This is a genomic window from Pinibacter aurantiacus (assembly GCF_019130065.1).
In the GTDB taxonomy this organism is placed as follows: Bacteria; Bacteroidota; Bacteroidia; order Chitinophagales; family Chitinophagaceae; genus Pinibacter; species Pinibacter aurantiacus.
In genome coordinates this window covers 353,708-365,455 of record NZ_JAHSPG010000002.1, presented here as the reverse complement: position 1 = coordinate 365,455, position 11,748 = coordinate 353,708, and the positions used below count along the sequence as shown (strand labels likewise).

The 11,748-nt window shown below is 41.1% G+C and carries 9 protein-coding genes; 5 read left to right on the top strand and 4 right to left on the bottom strand.

The features are described from left to right. Nucleotides 1-123 precede the first annotated feature (123 nt). The 4 genes from KTO63_RS04865 to KTO63_RS04850 all read left to right on the top strand — a co-directional run bounded on the left by KTO63_RS04865 (nucleotide 124) and on the right by KTO63_RS04850 (nucleotide 4,531). A complete protein-coding gene (locus KTO63_RS04865) occupies nucleotides 124-1,647 on the top strand; it encodes a GH3 auxin-responsive promoter family protein (protein WP_217790102.1) in 1,524 nt (507 codons plus the stop codon). Between the two features lie 271 nt (nucleotides 1,648-1,918). After that, on the top strand, nucleotides 1,919-3,571 hold the full coding sequence (locus KTO63_RS04860) for a M20/M25/M40 family metallo-hydrolase (protein ID WP_217790100.1): 1,653 nt from the start codon (nucleotides 1,919-1,921) through the stop codon (nucleotides 3,569-3,571). A gap of 155 nt (nucleotides 3,572-3,726) precedes the next feature. Beyond that, nucleotides 3,727-4,161, top strand: coding sequence for an IPExxxVDY family protein (locus tag KTO63_RS04855; protein WP_217790099.1), 435 nt, complete (start codon nucleotides 3,727-3,729; stop codon nucleotides 4,159-4,161). 142 nt (nucleotides 4,162-4,303) lie between these two features. Further along, a complete protein-coding gene (locus tag KTO63_RS04850) occupies nucleotides 4,304-4,531 on the top strand; it encodes a 4a-hydroxytetrahydrobiopterin dehydratase (RefSeq protein WP_217790098.1) in 228 nt (75 codons plus the stop codon). A gap of 115 nt (nucleotides 4,532-4,646) precedes the next feature. Here KTO63_RS04850 and KTO63_RS04845 read toward each other — a convergent pair whose 3' ends face one another. Together KTO63_RS04845 and rho are read right to left on the bottom strand one after the other, a co-directional pair. After that, nucleotides 4,647-5,489 carry an FkbM family methyltransferase gene (locus KTO63_RS04845; RefSeq protein WP_217790096.1) on the bottom strand — a complete coding sequence of 281 codons (843 nt, stop codon included), beginning with the start codon at nucleotides 5,487-5,489 and terminating at the stop codon, nucleotides 4,647-4,649. 267 nt (nucleotides 5,490-5,756) lie between these two features. Then, nucleotides 5,757-7,439 (bottom strand): transcription termination factor Rho, encoded by a 1,683-nt coding sequence (rho, locus tag KTO63_RS04840; RefSeq protein WP_217790090.1) that lies wholly within the window; start codon nucleotides 7,437-7,439, stop codon nucleotides 5,757-5,759. A 347-nt stretch (nucleotides 7,440-7,786) separates the two neighbouring features. Between rho and cysS the strand changes: the two genes are divergently transcribed. Next, complete coding sequence (gene cysS / locus KTO63_RS04835) at nucleotides 7,787-9,280, top strand: cysteine--tRNA ligase (RefSeq protein WP_217790088.1); 1,494 nt, start codon at nucleotides 7,787-7,789, stop codon at nucleotides 9,278-9,280. 131 nt (nucleotides 9,281-9,411) lie between these two features. Here the strand turns inward: cysS and KTO63_RS04830 are convergent, their stop codons facing one another. Together KTO63_RS04830 and KTO63_RS04825 are read right to left on the bottom strand one after the other, a co-directional pair. Then, on the bottom strand, nucleotides 9,412-10,500 hold the full coding sequence (locus KTO63_RS04830; protein WP_217790087.1) for a hypothetical protein: 1,089 nt from the start codon (nucleotides 10,498-10,500) through the stop codon (nucleotides 9,412-9,414). A 466-nt stretch (nucleotides 10,501-10,966) separates the two neighbouring features. Then, nucleotides 10,967-11,542, bottom strand: coding sequence for a DUF1579 domain-containing protein (locus tag KTO63_RS04825; RefSeq protein ID WP_217790086.1), 576 nt, complete (start codon nucleotides 11,540-11,542; stop codon nucleotides 10,967-10,969). Between the last annotated feature and the right edge of the window lie 206 nt (nucleotides 11,543-11,748).

The following is an 11,748-nucleotide window of genomic DNA, read 5'->3' as shown; positions in this document are numbered from 1 at the left end:
GTCTGTACGGGCAATGCCTTGTCTCTACCGAACGAATCCGCGATTTTCCGCATTGATATTGATATTTTGCACAATTATTGCTGCTTCTCTGCCGTCAATTTCTTAAATTGCGAGTATACACATATGAAAATTCTATCTCCCGCCATATCACGGTTAGCACGGCTTCGCTTGTGGCAGGTTCAGGAGTGGACACAAAATCCAATTCTGGCTCAACGGGAGGTATTGCAGCATTTGATCACTTCAGCGCAATACACAGAATTTGGCCGCAAATACAGTTTTGATCAGCTTTTCAATATACGTCAATTCAAGCATACGGTTCCGGTACATGAATACAATGACCTGAAGCCTTACATCCAGCGCATGATGGAAGGTGAGGAAAATGTACTCTGGAACACGCCCGTTAAATGGTTTGCTAAAAGCAGCGGTACAACTAGCGACAAAAGCAAATTTATACCCGTAAGTGAAGAAAGCCTGGTGGAAACGCACTACCAGGGGGCGAAAGACGTGCTGACCATGTATTACAAATTCAATCCCGAATCAGATTTGCTTACCGGGAAGGGACTTGTGGTTGGCGGTAGTCACCAGGTGAACCAGGTAAATGATGAAGTAAGTTTTGGAGATCTTAGTGCGGTGCTTTTACAGAACTCTCCCTTCTGGGGTCATTGGCTACGAACTCCCGAGTTATCCATCGCATTGATGGATGAGTGGGAGAACAAAATAGAGCAACTGGCTGCGAATACCATTCCTGAGAATGTTACCTCTATTTCCGGCGTGCCTACGTGGACATTGGTTCTTTTTAAACGCATTCTCGAAATAACGGGCAGAAGCTGCATTAAGGACGTGTGGCCAAACCTTGAGCTATACATTCACGGCGGTGTTTCATTTGTTCCATACAGGGAACAGTTCCAGAAAATAATCGGCGGAGACATCAATTACCTGGAAATGTACAATGCCAGTGAAGGATTCTTCGCAGCCCAGGACAATCCTGATGAAGAAGGAATGCTGCTCTTTACACAGCATGGTATTTTCTATGAATTCATGCCGCTGGAAGAATATGGCAAAGCGTTTCCGAAAACAATTGGCCTGAACAAGGTTCAGAAAGGTGTTCACTATGCCATGGTAATTACCACGAATGGCGGCCTGTGGCGCTATATTGTAGGCGATACGATTCAGTTTACATCACTCAATCCTTACAAAATAAAAGTAACCGGCAGGTTAAAACACTACATGAATGCCTTTGGCGAAGAAGTGATCGTGGAAAACGCAGACAGGGCCATCAGCATTGCATCGGAACGGACAAGCGCCATTGTGAATGATTACACTGCGGCTCCTGTTTATTTCAGCGAACAAAATAATGGCGCGCATGAATGGTTGATTGAGTTTGACCAAATGCCTGCGGATATAAAGCAGTTTACCTACGAACTTGATAACGCACTAAAGAACATTAACAGCGACTACGAAGCAAAACGGCATAAAGACATCGCACTACGTATGCCCCTGGTGCATTCGTTACCAAAGGGCGTATTTACGCAATGGCTTCGACACAAAAGCAAACTGGGCGGCCAGCATAAAATCCCAAGACTAAGCAACGAGAGAAAAATATTGGAAGAAATCAAAAGCCTCTTTCTTACAGCTCAGTTCCAATAATCACCAGTATTTCACGCAAGGCACAAAGGAAACAACAAAGTTCGCAAAGATCCGATTTGTTTCACGCGGCGATCGCAACGGAGCAGCAATGCAACGGGTTGTAATAGTTCTCCAAACGATACTTGCTAATAAAAGAAGAATAGTCGACCATCAACAAAAAAATCAGCGTAAATCAGTCTAATCTGTGTCATCTGCGTGCCATCAAAAAAATCACCTAAATAAACAGGAATAGTTTTTGCCTGATTAACTTTGTACCTCGAAATTATCATCTATGCGTTCACCTTTATGGGTATTAATGTTGCCCGCCGTGCTTTCTTTTCCTGATTCATTCGCCCAAAAGATCAAAAAAAATGATAAGCCTGTTGTAGACAATCTGCAAAAGCATATTCGTTTTTTATCAAATGATGATCTTGAAGGACGCCGCAGTGGCAGCAAAGGTGAACAAGTCGCAGATAGTTATGTTTCTGACCAATTCAAAACGATTGGTTTACAGCCAAAGGGAACCAACAGCTCCTGGTTGCAGGATTTCGAAATCTATGATGGCAAGGATTACAGTGCCAGCGCATTAACATTCGAAGGAGAATCCATCAGCACAAATGATTTTTTTCCATTCCCTGCTTCACCACAGAAATCAGTAAAAGAACAGCCTTCCATTGCCCTTCGTGAAAAAGGAGTTCCGTGGTTTTTAGATCTTAAAGAAATTTTAACCACCAGCGCCAACAATCCGCATTTTGATGTATGGGGATTTGTAGAAAAAATTTCGAAAGACTATGCAAAGAAAGGCGCGACAGCTTTGTTTGTGTATAACACTTCTACTTACGAAGACGGTCTATCATTTGAGCCAAAGTCAAAAGGCGCGACACTTCCAATACCTGTGGTGTGCGTAAACAAAAATGTAACAACCAAATATTTCGCTGATGAATCCGCAACAATAGACGTTGACCTTAAAGTTGCATTTACAGATAAAAAACGTGTTGCCCACAACGTCGTTGGATACGTTGATAACGGTGCCAAACAAACGATTATCATTGGTGCACACCTTGATCATCTTGGTCATGGCGAAGATGGAGGCACGTTGGGCACAAATGCCGGTAAAAATGAAATTTATAACGGCGCTGACGATAACGCAAGCGGAGTAGCGGCTGTTATTGAATTAGCAAGAATGTTAAAGGCAGCTAAATTTAAAAACAACAATTATCTCTTCATCGCTTTCTCTGGTGAAGAACTTGGCTTGCTGGGTTCTAAATATTTCACCGAGCACCCTACCGTTGATCTTTCTTCTGTCAATTATATGATCAACCTCGATATGGTGGGCAGATTGAATGATAGCAACAAGGCTTTGATGATCGGCGGTTACGGCACTTCTCCTTCATGGAACAAGTATCTGACTTCTGTAAGTGACAGCAAATATTTCACGGTGAAATATGATTCAAGCGGTGTAGGCCCAAGTGATCACACCTCATTTTATAGAAAAGATATTCCGGTGTTGTTCTTCTTTACGGGATTGCACGGCGACTATCACAAACCTTCTGATGATTTTGATAAGATCAACTATGATGGGGAGTTTTTCATTGTAAAATATATCTATAACGTTATTGGAGCAACGAATAAAGAGGCGAAACTTACTTTTACAAAAACCACAGAATCGCAAACCTCTACGAGCGCCAAATTCAGCGTTACATTGGGAATTATGCCAGATTATAGCTTCAACGGAAATGGGGTAAGGCTAGACGGGGTAAGCGACGGAAGACCTGCACAAAAGGCAGGACTACAACCAGGTGATGTAATTACAAAACTTGGTGCTGATTCTGTATTGTCGCTTGAAAATTACATGCAGGCACTTGGCAAATACAAGAAAGGCGATAAAGCTCCATTGAAATATAAGCGCGGCGATAAGGAAATAAGCACAGAGGTTACTTTTTAAAAAATAAATCAATTCGAGAAATAGCCATCTTTCGTCAAACCAGCACTGAAAGAATTTCCCCCGCCTGCCTACATGGATAACAATTCGAACGGGAATGATTAGTCGGGCAGGAAATTAGCATATTTTCAAATTTTCAAATTGATCCTGGCACTATAATGAAATTAAAACTTAACATGGATGAAATGGCGGAGGACTTCTTTGAAGACACCCGTCTGCTGGGCATTGTAGCGCCTATTAAATCATATCAATTTTGCTGGCAACTCAATCATTTGTTCAGGCTTAATTTTCGCATAAATCCGGATGTGGAAATTCCGCTTACCCGCAAAGGAAGACTATACTATTTCGCAGTTTTTGAATACCGGGAACCAAACAGTTCATTGTGCCATTATTTGTACAACAATCAAAACGATGGTGAATATTTGTTACCCGAATTTAAACATCTTGATTTTTTGTGGCTGATGAAGGGAGATGTTGTTGGCGACGCCACATTGCACAATGTGATCAACTCTATTAAAGCAATCAACGCTGTTCAATTGGTTACAGAGCTTACGAATGAAAAGATCAAGAACAAAGGACATTTGATCTTTTAATTGTTGATTGATCGGAGGTTAAGTCCTGACAAGTTTTAAAAACCTTTCAGGTCTGGTACCCTGTCGACCATGGCGGTCAGGCATTATAATTGAAACGATTTGCATTTAAACATACATTCATTTACTTTAAAACACTTGCCTTATGTGGGAAGAAAAAGATAACCAGCTATATAAGAAATTTAAATTCAAGGACTTTTCACAGGCTTTCGCTTTCATGACAAGAGTCGCACTGGAAGCAGAAAAAATGGACCACCATCCGTTGTGGAAAAATGTATACAACGAAGTTGAAATCTGGCTCTCCACGCACGATGCGGGAAATGTGGTGACGGAGAAGGATAGGAAATTGGCGAGCAAGATCGATGCTCTTTAATTGAGAATGGAGAATGGAGAGTTGAGAGTTCTCTAAAATTGAAGATTCACACTGCAAGGCAAAATCCTGTATCTTCAGCAATTACTTTTTTCAACTCTCAACTCTCAACTCTCAACTATAACTTCGCGTGCCAGTCGCACCAAAATGTAAAGTTCTTATTCTGATCTTTGTAGAGATTAAAATATTGTTCGCGGTGTTGAAGCAATAGTTTTTTTGCTTCTTCATAGTTGTACCATTTGCTGCCACCAAGGCTTTCACCGAAGGCACCAGATGCACCGGTGTAAAAAAGATTGTACTTCACGCCATTTTTATGATCGCGGATAAAATTGTAGTGGAAATATTTATTCTTCAACCTGTTCAGCTTATCCCACGTGCCGCCGTAGAAAGGCTTATCCAACTCCAGTACAGCAAGTGTTGTCTGGTCAACAAGTTTAAACTGGCTATAACCTATTGCTTTTAATGTGTCAAGTGTTTTAAGCATGCCTGCTTCATCAAGCACTTCATTTTCACCAATACATTCTGTTTCCACTGAAATATATTTTGGCTGAAGCTTTGTTCCTTCCAGTGTTGATACGCAGATCGCATCAAAGCCTTCAATGTCTACTTTGCAATATAATGGCACACCATATTGCGCAAACAAAGTAGAGAGCTTGCGGCTCTTTACAATGATCGACTCTTTAAATGTATCCAATCTGCCTGCAACTTCAGGTTTTAATGAATTCCAGAATGCATACTCACTAATGTTGAAAGAAAGGTCCTGATCATCCTGATCGGATAAAGCGAAATTCAAAATAGAAAGCTGGTCCTTATCAATTGCTTCTTTAAAAGTTTCAGATGCTTTTTTTACCAGTGTGGGATCTGCCTCAACCGCAATGACTTTGTAATTATTTTTCAAAAAGTAACGGGTATCGATGCCATCAAACATTCCAATATCGAAAATCAAACCATCAAATTGCATTTGTGAAATTTTTTATAAATAAAAACATTAATAACTACATGTCATAGAGAGTTGTACGATTTTTTTTAAAGATAATGAATGTTTAACGCCTAATGCCTAACGCAAAACGCTTGGTGCGCAATGCTTTAAGCGTTTCGCATTGAGTATTCAGCAAAAAAAACGCAGCTAACAACTGTTAACTGCGTTCTATATTTTGATTGATGATTTTCGCCGGTGTGCCTGAACAGTATACTCTTCTAACAACTACCAACTAACAACCAACAACTTTTACCTATTCATGCTTGCCAAAAACTCTTCGTTGCTCTTCGTGCCACGCATACGTTTCAGCAATTCGTTCATTGCCTCTTCCGTATTCATGTCTGTAAGGAACACGCGGAGTAAGTTCATGCGTTGCAATACTTCTCTGTCAAGCAACAGATCGTCGCGTCTTGTAGAAGATGAAACAAGATCAATTGCAGGGAAAACACGTTTGTTTGCCAAACGGCGATCCAGCTGAAGCTCCATGTTACCAGTACCTTTGAACTCTTCAAAGATCACCTCGTCCATTTTACTACCTGTATCGATCAATGCTGTTGCAAGAATGGTTAATGAACCACCGTTTTCAATTTTACGCGCAGCACCAAAGAATTGTTTTGGTTTCTGCATTGCGTTTGCTTCCACACCACCACTCAATACTTTACCACTTGCAGGTGCTACGGTGTTGTGCGCACGAGCCAAGCGGGTAATAGAATCAAGAAGGATGATTACATCGTGGCCGCACTCTACAAGTCGTTTAGCTTTTTGCAAAGCAACTGTAGACACTTTTACGTGTTTTTCAGCAGGCTCATCAAATGTTGATGCGATAACCTCTGCTTTTACGCTACGTTCCATATCTGTCACCTCTTCCGGACGCTCGTCGATCAATACGACCATCAGGTAACAATCAGGGTGGTTTTGCGCAATTGCGTTGGCAATCTCTTTCAGCAATACTGTTTTACCGGTTTTAGGTTGCGCCACGATCAATCCACGCTGTCCTTTACCTATTGGGGTAAACAGGTCTATGATCCTTGTGCTGTAGTTGCTTGGTGTAGTAAAGAGATTTAATTTTTCGTAAGGGAAAAGCGGTGTTAAATAATCAAAAGGCACGCGGTCACGCACTTCTTCAGGGCTTTTACCGTTAATGCTTTCTACTTTTAAAAGCGCGAAATATTTTTCACCTTCTTTTGGTGGCCTTACGGAACCAGTAACGGTGTCACCGGTTTTTAAACCGAATAATTTTATTTGTGATGGAGATACATAAATATCATCCGGAGAAGATAAATAATTGTAGTCAGAAGATCTTAAGAAACCATAACCATCGGGCATCATTTCCAAAACGCCTTCTGCCTGTATAATACCGTCAAATTCTATATTGAAATAGTCGTTGCGACGTTGTTGAGTTTGTTGAAAATTACGTCCGTGATGTGCAGGTCTTGCATGTTCCTGAACGGGTTCTGCAACTGCATCTGCCTGGATGTTCTCGTTCTCATTCTCGTTTTCTTCTATAGCTCCGGACATATCATCATTCTCCTCATCGTCAATTGAAGAAAAGTCGTTATCGTCCTGCAATGGTAAAGATGGTTGTTCAACCTCTTCTTCGGCCGCTTTTTTCTTAACAAGCTTTTTAGCTGGTTTTTCTTCTTTTTTAGGTGCTTTTTTAGCTTCAGCCTTAGCTGGTGCTGGCTTTGGAGCTTCCTCGCTTTCTACTATTGCTTCTTCTGTGGAGTTAGCAGTGGTGGTTTTTACAATTCTTTTGCGCTTAGCTTTTTCTTCCTGGGGTTTACCTGCGGTTGATTGAACAGCCTGGCTGTCGAGGATTTTGTAAATGAGGTCTTGTTTTTCCAATTTCTTAGCGTTGGAGATTTTAAGTTGCTCAGCAATATCAAGCAACTCTGGAACGAGCATGTCGTTCAATTGCAGAATGTCGTACATAAAATACTTGTGTGTTAATCAGATTTAAATGAACCAACCTTGATTGTTAGAAAGTTTGAAATGAATTTTTTTGAGCGGAATGACTATGACTGAACGCGCTTGTGAGCTAGGGAAATCGACCTGATCAGCTAATATTCCGTTGCAATGATACGCAAAAAGCAAACGGGAAAAAAATATTTTGCCAAATTCTTTAAAAGTTTTAAGATTGGCTCACAGTTAACACTTTTTATGATGTTTTCCCTCGTATATATCAGCAAATCTGCGTGTTGTAGTCTTCTGTAATATCTGTAATAATAGCCGGACTAAGTATTATTTTTGCAAACCTTAAACGGGATTTCTACCAAATTATGAGCCAGTTAAAAGTCTTCAATTCTTACACGCGCCAAAAGGAAGTATTCAAGTCGATAGTGGACGGTCATGTGGGCATGTATGTGTGCGGCCCTACTGTTAGCGGCGAAAGTCACCTTGGTCACGCGAGGCCTTATATCACGTTTGATATCATTTACCGCTACCTTATGCATCTTGGTAACAAGGTGCGATATGTGCGCAACATAACCGATGCGGGCCACTTTGAAGAAGAGGGGCGCGAAGCAGAGGATAAAATTTCAAAGAAAGCAGTTATCGAAAAACTTGAACCAATGGAGTTGGTGCAAAAGTACACCAACCTTTTCCACTGGGCCATGCTGCAATTCAATAATGTCGAGCCAAACATTGAACCTACCGCAACGGGCCACATTGTGGAGCAACTAAACATGATCGAAAAGATCATTGAAGATGGCTATGCCTATGTGGTTAATGGTTCTGTTTATTTCGACGTAAAAAAGTATGCCGAAACGCATGAGTACGGCAAACTAAGCGGCAGAAAAATTGATGATCTTCTTGAAACTACGCGTGAGCTGGAAGGGCAGGATGAAAAAAGAAACAAGCAGGATTTTGCTCTTTGGAAAGCAGCACCACCAGAGCACATTATGCGCTGGAAAAGCCCGTGGGGCGAAGGTTTCCCCGGTTGGCACATCGAGTGTTCTGCAATGGCAACAAAATACCTGGGTCACGAGTTTGATATTCACGGCGGCGGGATGGACCTTCAGTTTCCGCACCATGAAAGCGAAATTGCACAGAGTACTATTTGCAATGGCCACGCTCCCGTTCGTTATTGGTTGCACAACAACATGATCACAATAAACGGCAGGAAAATGGGCAAAAGCTATAACAACCAGATCATGCTTACGCAAATGTTCAGCGGGGATCATCCTTTGTTGGAGAAGGGCTATAGCCCAATGACCATTCGCTTCTTCATATTGCAAACCCACTATCGCAGTACGCTTGATTTTGGCAACGAAGCGTTGCTGGCTGCAGAGAAAGGTTTGAAGAGATTGTGGGAAGCTTATGAAACATTACAAAAACTTCCTGCAACTGACAATGCAACTCCTGCGGATGCTGAGCTTGATGAGAAAGTAAAAAAACTGACTGGCGAATTTGAAGAGTTCATGAACGATGATTTCAATACCGCAAAAGTGTTGGCAAATATGTTTGAGCTTGTGCCTGTGATCAATGGTATTAAGGACAAACATATTGCCGCGAATGCCATGAGTGCATCAACTTTTGCATTGCTGAAAAGTTCCTTCAAAACATACCTCGAAGACATTCTTGGCATGCGCAGTGAAAATGAAACCAATAACGGCAAATTGGATGGTGTAATGCAATTAGTGATCGACATGAGAAAAGAAGCGAGAGGCAAAAAGGATTACGCGACATCTGATAAGATCAGAAATCAATTGCTTGAAATGGGCATTGTGCTGAAGGATGAGAAAGGTGGAGAAATGAGTTATTCTTTCGAATAATTGAATAACTGAATGACTGAATAACTGAACTTAAATAGCGATCTTCTATCAATTATTCAATTATTCAATAATTCATAAAAGCAAGAGGTCCGCATGATATATGCGGACCTCTTGCTTTTATGAACTTTTCCCTATGTCGTCGAAATTATATTTGGCGGATTGGATACAAAGGGATGTTTGCTCGACTCTTTTTCTTTGCCTGGCACAAACAACGCTTTCAGGTTAAGATTTACAAGCATTAACGACCCTATCAGCAATGGTACCCATAAACGGAACTCGATCAGCAATCCAATGAACGGCAATACGATTATGTAAGGCAGTGTCATGAGGATATAGTTCATCATCAATTTTTTACTCATCTGGCTGGTTGTTGCTTTAGCCATCAGATAGAACACAACTACAGTCATCAATATGCCTGCATAAGAAGCTGGATGCGAAAAATCAACGTTCTTGAACCATGTGAATTTTTCTGCAATAGCAATAGGCTCATTGATGTACAGGAGCCTTAGTCCAGCATAGGTGATAAGGAAAAACACTGTCGGCAAAACCAGTTTTTTTATCCACCACATTTGGAAGCCGTACAGTGTAAAATAAAGGGCGGCAGCGAAGCTCAATATCAATGCGGAAGATTCTCTTGCCATAGTCGCTATAGATATCAACGCACAGAACGCAAGCATGGTGTACCATTTGTTGCTTTGCATATAGGATACAAAAACCGTAAACGCCAACACTTCGAGAAAGTAAGCCAACACATCATACGGTGTCACCACAAACTGTGTTATGCAGATGATCAGTGTAAGGAATGAAGTGGCAAATATTTTCTGCCTTTCATTCATGTGATACAAACTTTTTCTATCAAAAAGATAGAGTAAGCCCAAGGCAGTTAAAATGGTAAATGTTGTGTTTAAAATAAAGTAGGCGAAGTAAAAAACCTTGTCTGCGTTGGGGTCCATTACATCAAGACGTTTTGAATAGACTTCCATTTCGCCCACATGCCTCGAAAAGTTTTTTGCCTTCAGTTGATGGTAAGTCCATATCTGTAGCTCGCGTCCGAGAATTCTATATCTGAAAACTGAATTTTCATAGAACTCCGTGAAGCTTTTTTCTGAGAATACATTCGGAAGGTAATTGCCCGTGAATCGGTAGTATGCAACGTATTGCATGAGGAATGGGAAAATAATGCCAATCAGCAAATACCGGGTTACAGTGGATGCACGCATAATCGGATCAAATTTTGGAAAGGTTTAAAAGCGAATACATTAAAGGTTTCGTGTGCTGAATAACGAGCAGGCTTGAAATTCAAACTCGCTATTGTCAAACGATTTTCTGAGCTAACTTCTCATCTGGTACTTGCTACGGTTAGATAAACTTGACTTCGGTGTTCATTAACACGGGTTTACGGGAATTTGAACGGGGGGTTATTTGGCTATAATCAAAGCGCGACTGCAACCAATATGAGATTGGATATAAATGTATTCATCGCAAGCAATAAGACTAACGGGTGGTTTGGGGGAATAATGCAATCTGTTGAGTAAAAGATTTCTATAAGGTGAATTCAGCGGATGCAAAATGAATTGCATAACCACAAAATACACATTTCATCTTTTTGATGCAATAGTCTTTTATAAAGTTTTTGTAGTCAAAATCATTGAGGTAAATTTTGCATTCACCTCAATAAAAAACCTGTTATTTCCTGGTGTATTTTAGTTCCATGGTTTTAAAATCTTTGCCATCAGGCATAGTAACATACATTTCCATTATTCTGGTATTGTTGTCTATTATCTTGTAAACTTCTTTCATTTCCATGTCCTTGCCAGATTCAGGATCCGGAAATTTCCCTTTGGAAACAATAGCTTTTTGTGCATCGTCCCATGTGCCTTCCATGTACATAAGGCCCGTTCCAAAGTTGTCGATCCAACTGCTTACGAAGACTTTCTTTGCATTGTCGTAGCCGATGGTTCCCCAGCCTTCAAATGGCATACCCATCATTGTGGCTGTGTGATGCGTTTCGAGGAAGCGACCATCTAGCAACATTCTGTTGGTGCATGAGCCGGTAGACTTGGAAGGCGCACTGCCGGGCTCCATCCATGCAGTAGCTTCGGTTTTCCATTCGCCTACGTCTGTCGCCAGCATTTTGTGAATATCGCCTGGAGTTTTATAAGCCATCCAGGCTTTTTCAGCAGTGCTGTTGTCCTGGGAGTAACCGGAATAAGAGATAATGCATAGACATAAAAGCGCCGTCATTAAAGGCAAGTGTTTCATAAAAAGCGTTTTAGGTGTTGAATAACTTTTTTTGGAATCGTGATTTTTGGAAGGCGATCAGATTTGTAGCAGCATTCACTTGAACGGAGGAGGTGTCAAGATACAAAATTGAATTATGGATGTCAACTGGGAGGGAATGAATTTAACGTTATGAGGTAAGTAACACCCACCTAAATGTCAGACCCACAAACGTACGGGCGGAACTT